Raw genomic sequence first — 16198 nt, forward strand, 5'->3', positions numbered from 1 at the left:
GGCGGCACCTGGGACGAGCTCATGCAGCTCGAGTACCTCATGAACAAGTTCGGCGACAGGGACCTCGAGGTCTACCTCATCCACGCCGCCGAGTGGAACGTCTCCGGCCACAAGCGCATGACCGAGAAGTCCGTCGTCCTCACCGCCTCCGAGTCCGGCACCACGCCCGAGGTCCTCGAGGCCGTCAAGAAGATGAAGGAGATGGGCATCCGCGTATATGCGATGACCAAGCCAACTGGCAAGATTGGTGAAGCGGTCGGCGTGGAGAACTGTATTGCAATGGCGTCAAGCCATGGCGACGGTGGCTGCGAGGGTGGGTATTACCTCGCAGACTGCTTCGGCTTGAGGCTCCTGTACCACCGCGGCTGCTTCCCCAAGTACGATCGCTTTATTGAGCAGACGAAAAACGTTTGGGCAGACCTCCTCGACATCCGCAAGAAGTTCGAGCCCAAGGCCGAGGAGCTCGCCAAGAAGTACGCCCTCGCTCCCTACACCATGTTCATCGGCTCCGGCGCGCTCTGGGGCGAGACGATCCTCTTCGCCATGTGCATCCTCGAGGAGATGCAGTGGAAGCGCACCCGCTACATCACCTCGGCCGACTTCTTCCACGGCACCCTCGAGCTCGTGGAGCAGGGCGTCCCGGTGTTCCTGTTCAAGGGCGAGGACGAGTGCCGCAAGCTCGACGAGCGCGTCGAGGCCTTCCTCACCAACTTCGCCGACCGCACCAAGGACGAGGACGTCGTGGTGATCGACACCGCCGAGTACGCCATCCCCGGCCTCGACGACGACTTCCGCGTCATCGTCTCCCCGTGGATCCTCACCATTCTCGTGACCGACCGCCTCGCTCGCTACTACGAGACGGTCACCAAGCACAACCTCAAGTATCGTCGTTACTATCACCAGTTCGACTACTAAGGGCTGCGCCTGGTAGCAGGCTTTGATAGACCAAGGTCGATGAAGGGCGGCCGGGGGCTCGGCTCCCGGCCGCCTTTGTGCGCATAAGCAGGGGGATACACATGGATACGGGTCGTCGCATGAACACGGGATACCTTTGGCTGCTGGGCACGGCGGTTGCATGGAGCTTTTCGGGTGTCTTCACGAAGCTTAATAGCCAGCCGGGATTCCTCATCAGCGCGGTCTCGTCCGTCGTCGCCCTGTTGTTCTATTTCATCATCATCCGACCCACGATCCGCGTGTCGAAGCTCGTGGTGGCGGCAGGGCTCGCATCGTACTTCATGGGCATCACCTTCACGTACGCCAACAAGCTCACGAGCGTGGGAAGCGCCATCGTGCTCCAGTACAGCTCCATGGCGTTTGTAGCGCTTTACGAGGCTATCGAGCAGCGGAAGGTTCCGCCGGCGCGCAAGGTGTTCGTCATCGTCATGGCGCTTACCGGTATGGTCGTGTTCTTCTTCGACAGTCTCTCGCCGGAAAATGTGCTGGGGAATCTCCTGGCGATCATCTCAGGCGCTTTTTTCGGCCTCATGTTCTTCTTGAACGCCAAGCGCGGGTCGTCGCCCGTGACGTCGGCGATGATCAGCTGCGCGATCTCCGTGTTGCCCGGACTGCTCTACATTCCACAGCTTCCGCAGGTGAAGCCGCATGAGTGGGGGCTCATGGCCGCCGGCGGCATCGTGTGCTCCGGCCTTGCGAACGTATGCTTCTCGCGGGGCATCATGCGGGCGAACCCGCTTACCGCGAACCTCATCACCATGCTCGAGGTCGTGTTTGCCCCCACCTGGGCATTCGTCTTCTTCCACGAGAACTTCGGGCGATTCGCGCTCGCGGGCACGCTGCTCATCATCGGCAGCATCATCGTGAATCTCGTGCTCGAGCAGCGCGAGAAGGATGCGGCTGCCCAGCCCTCACCCGAGCTTGCGATGTGAGTGGGACTAAGAGACCTGGTGCCAAAGTCCCAAAGTGGGACTAAGAGACCTGGTGCCAAAGTCCCAGTTATGCGTCGTGTTTGCGGCGGTAGGCTTCCGTCTTGCTCGAGACGATGCGTTCGAAACGGCGCATGAGCGGATGCTCGTCCTCGCAATCGAGCTCCGCCATGGCTCGCGCGCAGAGGTATTGGAAGGGCGCGACGAGCGCGATAGGCGAGATGAGCTCGCTCACCGCATGCCCCTCGGCGGCGATTATCCGCGCGCCCTCACTCGGCCGCGTGCTCACCAGAAACGCGCGATCGGTCACCTCGCGCACCGCGCGCCAGATATCGAAGGCGCGGCCAGGTGCCGCGTCGGTATCGATGACGAACACCGTATAGGCAGGCGTGAGCTGCATGTTTGGACCGTGGATGAATTCCTCGGGTTCATAGGTGATCGCGGGCACCTTGAGCGTTTCCTGGATCTTGAGGGCGCCTTCGAGCGCCGTCGCATAGTTCGGTCCATCACCGAGCACGAAGGTGGGGCCGGGCGAGAGGAAGGACAGCTCGTCCGCGGTAAAGACCTCTTCCATACGCGTGGCGAGCGCGCCGTGGAGCGCGGCGGCTGCCTCAAGCTCCGCCATCCAGCGTCCCAGCGCGTCCGCGGTGATCGCGCCCATGCCTTCCGCGCAGGTGAGTGCGAACAGAGCGAGAAACTCCATGAGGGTGACGAGCCCCACCGTCACGAAGCCCACCGTTTCCACACCAACGCCGTAGTCCACGACCGTGTCGGCGTGTTCACGTACGTCTGCCTCGACGTTGCCGGTGAGCACGATAGTCTCGTGTCCCAGCCCGCTTGCCGTGTCGAGTGCGGCGATGATATTCGTGCTGCTGCCGCTCTGCGACACCATGACCTCGAAGGCGGGCGGCATCGCCGCTCCATAGCGCACATAGCTCCCGGGAGTCACTACATCGACGCGTACAGAGAGCACGTGCTCCATGAAGGGTTGCATGGCGCGGCAGGCATGGTAGGAAGAGCCGCAGGCGACGAGGCGCATACCTGCCGCAACGGCGGCACGGTAGCGTTCGGCGAGCGCGCCGCAAAGCTCCCCACGCCGCCTCACATTCTCGTTGAGCCTCACCGGACATTCGCGAACGTAATCGAGCATCGTCATACCGCTCATGGAAGACCTCCCGCCATCTACGGATTGGAATTGGTATTAAATTTACTCGAATAGATATAGTTACAACAAGCACGAATAAGCATGAAACGGAGAGCGGTCATGAACGAGCCTCAAGCGGTCGGCGATGCCTTCGAGGCGACCCGCACCATTCTCGCGCCGATGACGATGTTCGGTATCCCCGAGGTGCTGCTCGATGAGGCCAGGGGGTTATGGTGCATCCGTCAGCCCGGTGCGCCGAAGCCGACCATTTACCGCTGCGAGGACGTTGCCGCGTGCGAGATCGTCGAGATCGAACCCGAGCGCGCGGAGGCGCCGGATGGCCTCAAGGGCGTCGGCGAGATCGTCATGAACCCCATGGCCGTCTCGCGCGGAAACGCCCTGCGCCGCGGGAACCGCATCCTCGGCGTCGTCGTTCAGGTGACCGTGCACAGGCCAGATGCCGCGCCCGTCGAGGTGAACATCAAGCTCTGGCTGCGCCAGCTCAAGCGCGGCACGCGGGCGTACCGCAACGTCATGGAGAGCGCCCGCGAGCTCAAAGGTGTCTTCGATGAGATGATAGCGGGGCAGGGAAATGGCTAAGCGCGTCGAGGTCTCTCCCTTCGATAGGGCATACGAGGGCATCCTGGAATACATCGACGCACACGGGCTTTCCGAGGGCGACCGTCTTCCCTCCGAGCGCGAGCTATGCGTCACCCTCGACGTCTCCCGCACGACGCTGAGAAGCGCCCTTGCCGAGCTCTCGGCGCACCATATCGTCGATTGCAAGCCCGGTGCGGGCAGCTTCGTGTGCCCGCCCCTTCCGACCATCCACCTCGACGACCTCTCGGGTTTCAGCGAGATCGTCCACAAGATCGGGAAGACGCCGGTCTCGCACGTCGTATGGAAGGGCGTCATCGCCTGTCCGGACGACATCGCGCCCCGTCTTGCTCTTGCCGCTGGCGACCCTGTGTTCCAGCTCAGGCGCGTGCGCTGCGTCGAAGACGAGGCGGTCTGCCTCGAGACGTCGTTCGTCTCGGTGCGTGCGTGCCCGGGAATCGAGGCCATCGATTTTTCGAAGGAATCGCTCACGGCAACCCTGGAGAGCCGCTACGGTATGCCCACCGTGCACACGTCGCTCACGGTCTCGGTGGGACGCGCTTCGAAAGATGAGGCGGCGCTCCTGTCTATCCCCGCGCGCGACCTCATCTTCTTCGAACGAGGCATGCGCACGGACGACGATCTGTCGCCGGTTGAATACTATGAGTCGCTGTACGTGCCCGAGCGCTTCGGCATCGTATGCAACACCGTGTTCAAGCAGCCCGCGCTTGCATCGGCGGGCTCGGAGGGAGGTGCGGCGCATGGCCAAGGGCTATAGCAGCGCGCCGTGGCTCAACGAGAACGCCGCCGGGATCAATCTGCCACTCTACCTGCGCATCAGGCGTATCATACGCGAGAAGATCAACAGTGGGGAGTTCACGCCCGGCGCGGCGATACCTTCGGAATCCGACCTCTCGCAGCAGTACAACACGACGAAGCTCACCATACGCAATGCCATCGACGGCCTCATCGACGAGGGGCTGCTCTTCCGTGTGCAGGGCAAGGGTACATTCGTCACGCACGGCCTCAGCGCGAACAGCTCGTCGCACGGCCCCCGGGGCTTCCGTGCGAGTCAGGGCGATATGCGGCACCGTCCGAGCGTACGGGTGCTCGAGACCTCGATTCGGCCGGTGGGCGCGCACTATGCGCGGCTCTTCGACGTCTCCTCCGAAGGCGATCTCTACCAGGTGCGCCGCCTGAACTGCGTGGACGACGAGCCCTTCGCGATCGAGACCGCGCTCGTCCCCTGCGAGCTTTTCCCCGGCATCGAGACCGTGGACATCTCGCTGTTCAGCCTCTATGAGTTCTATGCCCTGCGCGGGCATGAGGTCGTGCGCGCCATTGAGGATCTTCAGGTGTGCGAACTCAAGCCGCGCGAGGCGCAGCTGCTACGCGGGAGCGTGGGCGATCCGGCGCTCGGGATCCGCTGCGTGAGTTACGACGCTGCCGGGCGTGCGCTCGAGTACGTAACGTCGGTCGCGATCGGCGAGCACGCTCGCTATTCCGTATCGCAGTAGCGCTGCGTGCAGGGCACGATGGTGGAAGAGGTGATGGGGTGTTATATACCGCTTATCGACTTTTTCATACCACTTGGCGTGTTCCACACGTACCTGCGTTTCCGAGCGTTGCCGAAGGTTTATGCTAATTCCTGTTTTGGTATGAAAAACGTCCGACTTATATAGAACGTACGAGTCGACAATCGCGAAAGGGGAGGAGCAATGATCGGCGACAGCTGGTATATCGCGGCGATGAACTGCCATTACCGCTTCTTTTCCCTGGAATCGTTCTTCAAGGACGCGAGCGACGCTGGCTATCCGGCCGTCGAGGTGTGGTGTGGACCCATGCACTTCGCGCTCGACTGGGCGCGCCACGACGACCCGCAGGTCCTCACCGAGCTTGCGAATCGCTACGGCGTGAAGATCATCGGCATCTGCCCCGAGCAGACGAACCCCAAGCCCGCGAACATGGCCTCGCGCGGCGAGGAAGCGCAGGAGCGTACCTTCGCTACGTTCAAGAACGTCATCGACATCGCACGCGATACGCAGGCGGGAAAGATCGTCGTCACGAGTGGCTGGGGCTATCTCGACGAGCCGCGCGAAGACGCTTGGGAGCGGAGTGTGCAGATGCTCCGCAGGGTCGTCTCCTACGCGGCGGAGCAGGGCGTCACGCCCGCCATCGAGGCGCTCCAGTGCGACGAGACGAACCTTGTACGCTCGGCTGAAGAGCTCGAGCAGCTGCTCGACGATGTCCACGACGAGCACCTGGCCGTCTGTCTCGATCTCGGCGCCGCCTGGCGCGCGGGTGACTCCATCGATGGGTACTTCAAGCGCTTCGGCGAGCGCGTGCAGCACCTTCACTTCTCGGACATCGGTGCCGAAAGCCATCTCGCGTGGGGCGACGGCGCCCGCGACATGGCGGCAGACCTCGCTGCGCTCGAGCGCGGCGGCTATACCGGTCCCATAAGCTTCGAGATCGTCAACTCGCGTTATCACACCGATCCAGCTACTGCCCTCGTGCAGTCGGCTCGGCAGTACGAAAAGGCTCTCGACACGGTAAAGGAGGTGTACCAATGAGACACATGGTCATCGCATCGCATGCGCACTTCGCTGCCGGCATCTCCGAGGCGCTTTCCTTCCTGGGAGGCGGCGCGGGCGTCGACATCAAGGTCATCTGCGCATTCGTCGACGGGGCGAACGACATCGCCCAGGAGGTTGCGAACACGCTGGCCGAGATTCCCGCGGAGGACGAGGTACTCGTCTGCACCGACATCTTCGGCGGGAGCGTGAACAACGAGTTCACGAACGTCCTTCAGCAGCGTGAGAACATCCACCTCGTGACGAACATGAACCTGCCGCTTCTGATCTCGCTTTTGTTCTCCATCAACGAGCCCGATCTGGCAGCAGCGATTCGCGTCGCCGTCTCGACCGACGAGGTGCGGCCGAAGTACTGCAACGATGAGCTGGCTGCGCTTAACGCGGACGACGAGGAATTCTAGTAACGGAAAAGGAGGGGAAAGATGATTCTTCTAACGCGCGTCGACCATCGCCTTCTACATGGACAGGTGGCGACCTCGTGGGTGGGTACGCTCGGTGCCGACTGCATCTTCTGCGTCGGTGACCACGTGGCGAACGATCCCGTGTGGAAGACCACGCTCAAGCTCGGCAAGCCCGCCGGCTGCAAGCTCGTGATCAAGGACATGGCGCATGCCATCGAGGCGATCAACAGCGGTGTGACCGACAAGTACAAGATGATCATCTGCGTGCAGACCATCGCCGAGGCAAAGCAGCTCATCGATGGATGCCCGCAGATCAAGAGTCTTAACCTCGGCAACACCAAGGAGTCCCCGACGACGAAGACCATCGCTCGTCAGGTGTTCCTCGAGCCCGAGGAGGAGGAAATCCTCCGCGAGCTCGGCTCTAGGGGCATCGAGGTCGAGATCCGCGGGCTCGCTGAAGAGCCCAAGGTGGACGCCCTCAAGCTCATCTAGGGTAATCGCCATGCTCCCATGTGATTGGAGGTAGACGCATGCTTTTCGAGAGCATACTCTGCGCAGTACTGTACGTGTTCTTCAAATGCTTCGATTATCAGCTCGGTACGCTGTATGCGTTCCGTCCCATCGTGGTGTGCCCCGTCGTGGGCGCGTTCCTCGGTGACCTCAACACTGGCCTCGTTATGGGTGCCAGCATCGAGGCGCTCTTCATGGGCTCCGTCTCCATCGGCGCCTACATTCCGCCGGATGCCACCTCGGCCGGCCTGCTCTGCACCGCCTACGCGATCCTGCTCCACCTCGACACCGAGGCGGCCGTCGGCCTCGCCATGCCCATCGGCACGCTCGTTCTCGGCGTGGGCAACCTCGCCCAGATCGTGAGCAACTGGCTTACGAGCTTCATCCCCGGCATCGCGCTCAAGGGCGAGGGCTCGAAGCTCATGGCGCTCCACTGGCTGCTCGGCCTCTGGCTTGCTCCCGTGTGGTTCGCCATCATCTTCTGCGCCGTGTACTTCGGCTCCGGCGCTATCGACTGGCTTGTGAACGCCGTGCCCGCGTTCGTGCTCAGCGGCTTCGCCGCCGCCGCGAACATCCTGCCGGTCATGGGCTTTGCGATGCTTCTGCGCCTCATCTACCGCAAGGAGCTCCTGCCCTACCTGTTCCTGGGCTTCCTGCTCACCTCGTACATGGGCGTCTCGACGCTCGGCGTTGCGCTTATCGCCGTCATCATCGCCGTCCTGACGCTCGGCTTCTTGGATAAGAACCAGACCGTGGCACAGATTGAGGGGGCTGACGACGATGACTTCTAATGAGACCACGCAGGCTAGCGCCTACAAGACGGGCGAGTACGCCATCACCAAGCAGGATCTCACCAAGGCTGCCCTTTCCGTCGGCGCACTCGGCATGGAATTCTCCTGGACCTATGCGAACCAGATGGGTCTTGCCTTCGGCATGATGGTCAAGAAGATGCTCAAGAAGATCTATCATGACGATCCCGAGGGCTATGCGGCCGCGCTCGAGCGCCACACCGCGTTCTTCAACATCACGGTCTGCCTCGCTCCGTTCGTCGGCGGCATCGCGATGTCCATGGAGGAGCACATCGCCAAGGGTGAGATGCCTCCTGAGTCCGTAAACGACATCAAGGCCGCCCTCATGGGCCCGCTCTCCGGCATCGGTGACGCCGTCTTCCTGACCACCATCCGCGTGGTCGCCGCCGGCATCGCCATCTCGCTGGCCTCCCAGGGCAACGTGCTCGGCCCGATCATCTTCCTTTTGCTCTTCAACGTCCCGCAGTACATCCTGCGCGTGTGGGGCATCCACAAGGGTTATGAGATCGGCGTGAGCTTGCTCGAGACCGCCGAGCAGTCCGGCATCATGGACAAGGTCATTAAGGCTGCCGGCATCATCGGTATGATGGTCGTTGGTTCCATGACCTGCGGTATGTTCGCGGCGTCGCTCGCGGTTGAATTCGGCTCCGGCGAAGAGGTCACCACGCTCCAGAGCGTGCTCGACGGCATTATGCCCGGCATGCTCGGCCTCGCCTTCATGGGTCTGTACTACTTCCTCCTCAAGAAGAAGGTCTCTCCCATGATCCTCATCCTGGGCACCATGGTGCTCGGCGTGGTGGGCGTGTACTTCGGCATCCTCGCTTAGTCGATACGTCCTCCTTCGGGGCAGCGGTTCGCCGCTGCCCCTTTTCTCAATCCCGAAAGGGCATAACGTTATAGTACGTTTCATTTGATATCGGTAGCGGTTCGGGTTCACGTAGCCGGTGTGCGGGTAACTGAACACGAGAACAGGAGTCGATACGTGGATAGCGTAGCGAGAGGCGGGCACATGGGCTCGCTCACGCAGAGTGAGAAGCGGCTCATCGCGCTTGAGTCCCTGCAGTGGTGCGCGGTGAACGCCGTGTACTTCCTGGGACTCATCGGCGCGGCGACCTACGAGCTCGGCGGTGACGCGTTTTTGGTCGCGGCGATCACGCTCGTGCGCAACCTCTGCAACTCGCTGGCGAATGCCGCGTCCGGCCCCGTGATCGACCGCATAGGACCGCGCAAGACGGCGCTCGTTACGCTCTTTGCCATGCTCGCGATGAGCGTCTTCATGGGGATCGTGCCGCCCTCGGTGCCCACGCTCATCTTCGCGGCGACCATGATGGGTTTGGGCGGCGGCTCCATCAACACCTGCACGCGCACGTACCCGGTGTATCTCACGCGCGGTAGGGCGCAGCTCGCCCGTTTGAACGGCCTCATGGTCTTCTACAGCAACATCGCCTATGCCGCAGGTCCCATCGCGGGCGGCGTGCTCGCGGGATTTTTCCCCACACGCGTCGTCTTCTTGTTCATGGCGGTGTGCCTCGTGGGCGCGATCCTTGTCACCTGGGACTGTCGCGAGACCGTGATGCCGGAGCGTGAGGACAGCGGTGAGCGGAAGGACGATAAGCTCGGCATGGTCTCGGGCGTGATCGAGGGCGCGCGCATCACCATGCGCACGCACGATCTGCGCCTCATCTTCGTGAGCGGGTTCTTGGGATTCTTCGCCTTCGGCGCCTTCGACTCGCTCGAGTCGCTCTTCTATCGCGACGTGCTCGCCGTCGACGTGGTGTGGATGGGTATCCTGTCCGCAATATCCGGGTTCGGCATGGCGATCGGTTCGTACGTCTTCACGAAGATCCCGGAGCGCAAGATCGATATTCCGCTGCTGCTCGTCACGCTCACGTTCGTAGGGGTGGGGTCGATGGTCTACGTGGGCACGAACGTGCTCGCCATCGCCATCGTCGGCCAGTTCATCAACGGCCTCGCCTGGGGCTTCATGGAGCCTACCCAGGCGATTCTCGTGCAGGAGCGCACGCCCATGACGCATATCGGCCGCGTGATGGGCTTCGTGAGGCTCGGCCTCAACAGCGCGGGCGTCGTGCCGCTCGCCGTGGCCCCGTTTCTGGCGGCTGCGTTCGGCGTGCAGGAGGTGCTCTTCGGCGCATCGTGCATCATCGCCCTCGTGGGAGCGAGCACGTATCTCATGAGGCGCGCGTCGATGAGGCGCGCCGCGCGCGAGGAGGCTTCATGCTAGGTGCGCTCGTTCCGCCACTATACGCGGTGGTTCCCATCGCATGCAGAAAGGAGTAGCTAGTCGCTATGAGTCAGCTGGAAGCGGTCATCTTCGACATGGATGGCGTGCTCGTGGATTCCGAGGCAGCGTACCGGCGGGTGCGCGAGGCGTTCTTCGAGGCCATGGGGGTCGCGGTCTCGCCCGAGGAACACGACATGCTCGCCGGCTCGTCGCGCAAGGTCGAGCGTCAGCTCTATTCCCAGTGGTGGGAGCGGTCGCTCGGCGAGAAGCTCGACGGCGAGGAGATCGAGCGCCGCGAGGAGGATTTTTGGGATCAGCATCCCATCAGCTACCGCGAGATCATGAACCCCGGCGTGCCCGAGACCCTCGAGGAGCTCAAGCGCTTGGGATTCCGCTTGGCTGTCGCTTCGTCCTCGCCACTTGAGCATATTGAGAAGGTTCTTGAGGAATGCGGCATCGCAGGCTTCTTCGAGGCGGTGGAAAGCGGTGACGAGCTCACGCAGAGCAAGCCGAACCCCGAGATCTACCTGCTCACGTTAGGCAAACTCGGCCTTCCTGCCGAGGCGTGCTGCGCCGTTGAGGACTCCGACCCCGGCATTGAGGCCGCGCGGCGCGCCGGGCTCTACACGATCGCCAAGCGCGAGGAGCGCTTCGGGTTCACGCAGCGCGGAGCAGACATCATGGTGAACGAGATACCAGGCGTCATCGGCGCCGTCCTGGAGTACGCCCCCGCGTAACCGCCGCCGTTGTCCTTCCCGTTCGCGGGAACTTCGGGCATGAAATGGCAGGTGTTTCTAAGAAATGCTGTGGCCGCGCGCCATTTCCTGCCCGGATTTTAAGTTGCCGGGACGAGGGCTGCACAAAGCAGACATGGTTCGAAAGGAGATTGCATCATGGGCATCAACAAGTACATCGACTATATCGACGATCCGAACGACACCTTCGACGAATACCTCGAGAAGGCGCGTCGCTACGACTTCAGGTGCGTCTTCGCCGATCCCGAGACCTACGACCACGCGTGCGAGGTGCTCGCGGGCACGGATGTCATCGTCGCGGGCGCCATCGACTTCCCTGAGGGCGCGCTCACGCTCGAGGAGGAGTTGCCGGAATTCGAGCGCTATGCGCAGGCCGGGTTCACGGAGGTCGACTACGTGCTGAACCAGCGCGCCGTCGAGGAGCGCGACTTCGATGCCATCGAGCGCGAGATGTGCGGCGTGGCGGAGTTCTGCCGCGCGCATGGCATGCGGGACAAGGTCATCGTCGAGATGCCGAAGTTCGAGTCCGAGGCAGACAAGCGGTGCGTGTGCGAGATCGCGCTCAAGGCGCGTCCCGCGTTCCTCAAGACGTCTTCCGGCCGCCCCTATAAGGCGACGCTCGAGGATGTTCGCATCATGGCCGAGGTGCTCGGCGACAAGGTGCAGGTGAAGGCCGCGGGCGGCATCCGCACGTATGAGCAGGCGAAAGCGTTCATCGAGGCGGGTGCGAGCGCGCTCGGCGCAACGGCGGGCATCGCGATCGTCGAGGGGGAGCGTGCCGCCGAGGCGTAAAGAATCGACGCGACGAAGGTAGATTGGCTTATGAAAGGGGACGTCATGAAGCCGTTCAATCTCATCAAGGACATCATCGAGAAGCGTGGTGCGATCGAAGAGGTGTATTGGGTCGCCTGCGGCGGCTCGCTCATCGATCTGCTGCCGGCGCATATGCTGCTCGAGCGCGAGGCGAGGCACATCGTCTCGGGTGCGTACACGGCACGCGAGTTCTGCATTACCGCGCCGAAGCGCTTGGGCGAGCACAGCCTCGTGGTCGCGTGCAGCCATAGCGGCAACACGCCCGAGGTGCTCGATGCGTGCCAGCTCGCCTGCGAGCGCGGGGCTGAGGTCGTCGCGCTCACCGACGGCGCGGAGTCCAAGATCGCACAGGGCGCGTGGACGTGCTGGGTGTATCCGTGGGGCACCGACGTTCCCGCCGGCGAGGTGCCTTCGGGCATCGCGCCGCTTCTTGCCGCCGAGCTGCTTGACCAGCAGGAGGGTTTCGCCGACCTTGCTGACCTCTATCAAGGCGTCGATATGATGGACGAGGTGCTGCCCGCGGCGCGCAAGAAGGTGAACGCGGAGCTGGGGGAGCGCTTCGCGGCGCTTTGCCAGGAGCATCCCTTCCTCTACATTCTGGGATCCGGCTCCAATTTCTGCCAGACCTACGGCTTCGCCATCTGCTCGCTCATGGAGATGCAGTGGCAGAGCTGCAGCTATATCCATTCGGGCGAGTACTTCCACGGGCCGTTCGAGGTCACGGAACCCGGCGTGTTCTACTTCTTGCAGATGGGCTCGAGCGAGTACCGCGCCATGGACGAGCGCGCGCTCGCATTCCTGAACGACCACACCGACACCCTCATGGTGCTCGATGCCCTTGAGTACGGTATGGACAAGGTGCCAGCGAGTGTGCGCGCCTATCTCGACCCCGTGCTCTTCTATGCCATGAACGTCGAGCTGCGCGCCGCGCGCGGCAAGGTGTTCGACCATGACCCGGACTTCCGCCGCTATATGGGAGTCGTCTCGTACTAAGGGGGCTGCCATGGGATTCGACGTATCGATCCTGGGCTTTGGAGATAACGTCGTCGACCGCTACGAGCATCTGGGCATCATGTATCCCGGCGGTAACGCGGTGAACGTCGCGGTGTATGCGCAGCGTCTCGGGGCGGCGCGCTCTGCGTACATGGGCATCTTCGGCACGGACGATGCTGCCGAGCACGTGATCGAGAGCCTTGCCGATGAAGGCGTGGAACTCGTACGCTGTCGGCAGGAGGTCGGCGAGAACGGCGCGTCGAGCGTGACGGTGGAGGCGGGAGAGCGCGTGTTCCTCGGTTCGAACCAAGGCGGGATCCGCGGGAGGTCGCGCTATGTGCTCGATCGCTTTGCCCTCGAGTACGTGAGCGGTTTCGATGTGCTGCATACCGGCAGCTACTGCTTCACGGAGCGCGAGCTGCCGGCGGTGCGTGCGGCGGGCGTGCCGGTGAGCTTCGACTTCTCGGAGGACTCCGTCGATGCGTATGTGGAGGACGTGGCGCCGTTCGTGGACTTCGCCTTCTACTCCGCAGAAGACGAGGCGAGCGACGACGTGGTGGGCGAGCACCTGCGGTGGCTCAGCAGCCTGGGACCTGGTATCGCCGTGGCGACGCGGGGCGAGCGGGGATCGGTTGCGTTCGACGGCGAGCGTTTCTTCGAGCAGCCCATCAAGCCGGCTGCGACGGTGCGCGACACGATGGGCGCCGGAGATTCGTTCATCGCAGCGTTTCTGCTGGGATATCTTGATGCTTGCAAGCAAGGGGAGGCGCGCGACGACGCCGTTGCCCGCGCGCTCGACGGCGCCGCTTCTTTCGCTGCCGAGGTTTGCGGCATCGAGGGCGCGTGGGGCCATCCCAAGCGCTTCGCGTAGTGCGCGACGCTGCCTCGTTTCGCGCTCGGTTGGGAAATCCGGGCAGGAACTGGCGTGTGTATCGAGATAATGGTTGAGGTACACGCCAGTTCCTGCCCGGATTTCACGGCGGAAACGGCGCCCGGGACGGTGTCGCATCATTGCAGTAGCAGGTTCGGAAAGGAAAGGAACAGCGCTCATGTCCATCAAGGCCATCGCGCTCGATATCGACGGCACGCTTACCAACGACGAGAAGCGCATCACGCCGCGCACGAAGGAGGCGCTGCTTGCCGCCGCGCGTGCGGGCATCACGCTCATCCTTGCTTCGGGACGCCCCGCGCATGGCTTGCGTGCGCTCGCCCATGAGCTCGAGCTCGACCGCTACCATGGCATGCTCGTCGCCTACAACGGTTCGCAGGTGCGCGACGCCACCACCGGGGAGCTCTTGTTCAACCAAGCGATTTCCGTCGAGGATGCCCGTGCGGTTCTCGAACACCTGCAGAACTTCGACGTCATCCCCATGCTCGTCGACGCCGACCGCCTTTATATCGAGGACGCCTATCGCTGCACCATCTACCACAAGGGCGAGCCGAAGAACATCGTCAAATACGAGCGTGATGCCTGTGGCTTGCGCATCCATGAGGTGCGTTCGCTTCTGGATTGGTGCATCACGCCGCAGAACAAGATCCTCACCGCGGGTACGGATACCTATCTCGCTGAGCATCACGAGGCCATGGAGGCTCCTTTCGGCGACCGTCTGAGCTGTATGTTCACGGCGGATTTCTATTTCGAGTTCACCGCGCGCGGCATCGATAAGGCACGCGCCCTCTCCCATGCGTTGCCCGAGCGCGGCATCGACCCCGCCGAGCTCATCGCGTTCGGCGACGGCCAGAACGATATCCCCATGCTCAAGCTTGCCGGCACGGGTATTGCCATGGCGAACGCGACAGATGAGGTGAAACGCGCGGCGGATATGGTGACGTGTTCGAACAACGAGGACGGCATCGCTGAGGCCCTCGAGGAGCTGCTGAGTTAGCGCTGTCTGGTTGAGGCCATGTTGCTTGCTGAGCTGTCCTTGCCGTGTTGCCTGGCTGGGCGTAAGGTATGATAGTGATGCGGTCGCATTCTACGCAAGGAGGTACGATGTCCGCGCAGGCTTCGTTTGGCGCCGTGATCTTCGATATGGACGGCGTGATCGTCGATTCCGAGTACGCCTACGCCCAGGAGGAGCGTGCATTTCTCGATGCATTCGGGATCGAGGTATCGGATGAGGAGATAGCCCAGACCGTTGGCTGCTCGCACGAGACGTTCAACCAGACAGTCGCTCAGTGGTGGGAGCGCGGCGGGTACGGAACGTTTACGCCCGAGGAGGCGATCGCGCGCTTCAACGCGTGGGGCAAGGACTACGTCTACGACTACCGCGCGCTCATGAATCCCGGCGTCCCGGAGACGCTCGATGCCCTGCGCGCACGGGGTCTCCGCTTGGCGCTCGCATCTTCTTCCCCCATGGACAACATCCGCGAGGTGCTCCATGCATGTGGGATCGAGGATGAATTCGAAGTCATCGTGAGCGGCGAGCAGTTTCATGAGAGCAAACCTAACCCCGAAATCTACCTGCACACCTGCGAGGTTCTCGGGCTCGATCCGAGTGCATGCTGTTGCGTGGAGGACTCGCCCTACGGCATCGAGGCGGGTAAACGGGCGGGGCTCACGGTGTTTGCGAAGCGCGAGAGCCGGTTTCCCTTCTCGCAGGATAAAGCGGATGTGATTATCGACACGGTACCGGGGATCCTCGAGGTGATATAGATGGCCTGCCGTCGGGAGAAGGAATCATCCGTCCCGCTCTATCAGCACGTGATGCATGAGATTCGTAGCAAGATCGAATCGGGCGAGTATCAGTCGGGTAGCCAGATCCCGACCGAGCTCGAGCTTTCGACGGATTATAACGTGGGAAGGGTCACAGTTCGCCGCGCTATCGAAGAGCTGGTGGGGGAGGGTCTGCTCACCAAACAGCAGGGGCGCGGAACATTTGTGAACGCGCCCAAGCTCATGCGCAAGGTGCAGTTCGGGGCGGATGTGCGCAGCTTCAGTGCAGCGTGTCGAGATGACGGCATGGAGCCGAACGCCGAGCTCATCGCGCGCTATTCTGCTCCCGTCGGCGGTGATATCGCCGAGTTCTTGAGTCTCGAACCGGGGTGTGAGGTGCTGGTCGTGGAACGCCTGCGCACAGCGAACGATATTCCGGTGCTGCTCGATAGGAGCTTCTTCCCGCACGATAGGTTTTCGTTTCTTGAGGACGCCGAGCTCGATGGACCGGTCTCGATTTTCGCGGAGATCTGCGCGCAGACGGGAAGTTATCCCAAGCAGGCTCCGGGGAGAACCATCGAGATCGTGCGCGCCGGGCAGGAGGTAGCGGAGGCGCTCGACGTGCCCGTGGGCGAGCCGCTGTTCCTCATGAAGTCAAACTTCCTCGACGCGTCTGGTGAGGCGTTTTTTGTGGGCTGGCAGTACGTTGTGGGGTCGCGCTTCAGGTTGAGCACGTGAGACCTTGACGCCGACCGGGAAGCCCCGGCGTTCCCCTTCGCTTGTCCTCGGCGCATGGCCGCC

Annotated in this window: 19 protein-coding genes; 18 read left to right on the forward strand and 1 reads right to left on the reverse strand. The window is 62.6% G+C overall.

Annotated features, from left to right (window positions below; translation table 11 throughout):
• Both QZ079_RS03505 and QZ079_RS03510 read left to right on the forward strand, forming a co-directional pair.
• The coding region (locus QZ079_RS03505; RefSeq protein WP_297035177.1) for an SIS domain-containing protein at positions 1 to 915 on the forward strand (915 nt) is incomplete at its 5' end.
• A 101-nt stretch (positions 916 to 1016) separates the two neighbouring features.
• On the forward strand, positions 1017 to 1886 hold the full coding sequence (locus QZ079_RS03510; protein ID WP_297035180.1) for a DMT family transporter: 870 nt from the start codon (positions 1017 to 1019) through the stop codon (positions 1884 to 1886).
• Between the two features lie 67 nt (positions 1887 to 1953).
• On the opposite strand, the gene QZ079_RS03515 is transcribed toward QZ079_RS03510, so the two are convergent.
• Complete coding sequence (locus tag QZ079_RS03515; RefSeq protein WP_297035185.1) at positions 1954 to 3048, reverse strand: SIS domain-containing protein; 1095 nt, start codon at positions 3046 to 3048, stop codon at positions 1954 to 1956.
• A 99-nt stretch (positions 3049 to 3147) separates the two neighbouring features.
• On the opposite strand from QZ079_RS03515, the gene QZ079_RS03520 reads away from it, so the two are divergent.
• From QZ079_RS03520 to QZ079_RS03595, 16 genes are all read left to right on the forward strand, one after another.
• On the forward strand, positions 3148 to 3627 hold the full coding sequence (locus QZ079_RS03520) for a hypothetical protein (protein WP_291289326.1): 480 nt from the start codon (positions 3148 to 3150) through the stop codon (positions 3625 to 3627).
• On the forward strand, positions 3620 to 4402 hold the full coding sequence (locus QZ079_RS03525) for a GntR family transcriptional regulator (protein ID WP_297035188.1): 783 nt from the start codon (positions 3620 to 3622) through the stop codon (positions 4400 to 4402). Before QZ079_RS03520 ends, QZ079_RS03525 begins: the two co-directional genes overlap by 8 nt.
• Entirely contained in the window at positions 4386 to 5141 is a 756-nt protein-coding gene (locus tag QZ079_RS03530; protein ID WP_297035191.1) for a GntR family transcriptional regulator, read from the forward strand. Before QZ079_RS03525 ends, QZ079_RS03530 begins: the two co-directional genes overlap by 17 nt.
• 201 nt (positions 5142 to 5342) lie before the next feature.
• Positions 5343 to 6197: a sugar phosphate isomerase/epimerase gene (locus QZ079_RS03535; protein WP_297035194.1), complete on the forward strand. Its 855-nt coding sequence runs from the start codon at positions 5343 to 5345 to the stop codon at positions 6195 to 6197.
• Positions 6194 to 6619, forward strand: coding sequence for a PTS sugar transporter subunit IIA (locus QZ079_RS03540; RefSeq protein ID WP_291289330.1), 426 nt, complete (start codon positions 6194 to 6196; stop codon positions 6617 to 6619). The genes QZ079_RS03535 and QZ079_RS03540 overlap by 4 nt, the downstream gene beginning before the upstream one ends.
• 21 nt (positions 6620 to 6640) lie before the next feature.
• Positions 6641 to 7111 carry a PTS sugar transporter subunit IIB gene (locus tag QZ079_RS03545; RefSeq protein WP_144688039.1) on the forward strand — a complete coding sequence of 157 codons (471 nt, stop codon included), beginning with the start codon at positions 6641 to 6643 and terminating at the stop codon, positions 7109 to 7111.
• Positions 7112 to 7149: 38 nt separating this feature from the next.
• Positions 7150 to 7920: a PTS sugar transporter subunit IIC gene (locus tag QZ079_RS03550; RefSeq protein ID WP_297035200.1), complete on the forward strand. Its 771-nt coding sequence runs from the start codon at positions 7150 to 7152 to the stop codon at positions 7918 to 7920.
• On the forward strand, positions 7910 to 8764 hold the full coding sequence (locus QZ079_RS03555) for a PTS system mannose/fructose/sorbose family transporter subunit IID (protein WP_297035202.1): 855 nt from the start codon (positions 7910 to 7912) through the stop codon (positions 8762 to 8764). Before QZ079_RS03550 ends, QZ079_RS03555 begins: the two co-directional genes overlap by 11 nt.
• 156 nt (positions 8765 to 8920) lie before the next feature.
• Positions 8921 to 10180 (forward strand): MFS transporter, encoded by a 1260-nt coding sequence (locus QZ079_RS03560; protein WP_297035206.1) that lies wholly within the window; start codon positions 8921 to 8923, stop codon positions 10178 to 10180.
• 65 nt (positions 10181 to 10245) lie between these two features.
• On the forward strand, positions 10246 to 10917 hold the full coding sequence (locus QZ079_RS03565; RefSeq protein ID WP_297035209.1) for an HAD family phosphatase: 672 nt from the start codon (positions 10246 to 10248) through the stop codon (positions 10915 to 10917).
• 156 nt (positions 10918 to 11073) lie between these two features.
• Positions 11074 to 11727, forward strand: a complete 654-nt coding sequence (gene deoC, locus QZ079_RS03570; protein ID WP_297035212.1) for a deoxyribose-phosphate aldolase — start codon at positions 11074 to 11076, stop codon at positions 11725 to 11727.
• A gap of 45 nt (positions 11728 to 11772) precedes the next feature.
• Entirely contained in the window at positions 11773 to 12741 is a 969-nt protein-coding gene (locus QZ079_RS03575; protein WP_297035215.1) for an SIS domain-containing protein, read from the forward strand.
• Between the two features lie 10 nt (positions 12742 to 12751).
• Positions 12752 to 13612 carry a PfkB family carbohydrate kinase gene (locus QZ079_RS03580; RefSeq protein ID WP_297035217.1) on the forward strand — a complete coding sequence of 287 codons (861 nt, stop codon included), beginning with the start codon at positions 12752 to 12754 and terminating at the stop codon, positions 13610 to 13612.
• A 178-nt stretch (positions 13613 to 13790) separates the two neighbouring features.
• Entirely contained in the window at positions 13791 to 14627 is an 837-nt protein-coding gene (locus QZ079_RS03585) for a Cof-type HAD-IIB family hydrolase (protein WP_297035220.1), read from the forward strand.
• A 107-nt stretch (positions 14628 to 14734) separates the two neighbouring features.
• Positions 14735 to 15397 (forward strand): HAD family phosphatase, encoded by a 663-nt coding sequence (locus QZ079_RS03590; RefSeq protein ID WP_297035223.1) that lies wholly within the window; start codon positions 14735 to 14737, stop codon positions 15395 to 15397.
• The gene (locus tag QZ079_RS03595; protein ID WP_291289341.1) at positions 15398 to 16135 is read left to right on the forward strand and encodes a GntR family transcriptional regulator; all 738 of its coding nucleotides are present in this window, start codon (positions 15398 to 15400) and stop codon (positions 16133 to 16135) included.
• Positions 16136 to 16198: the final 63 nt, after the last annotated feature.

Source organism: uncultured Enorma sp. (assembly GCA_905210055.1).
Taxonomy (GTDB): Bacteria; Actinomycetota; Coriobacteriia; order Coriobacteriales; family Coriobacteriaceae; genus Enorma.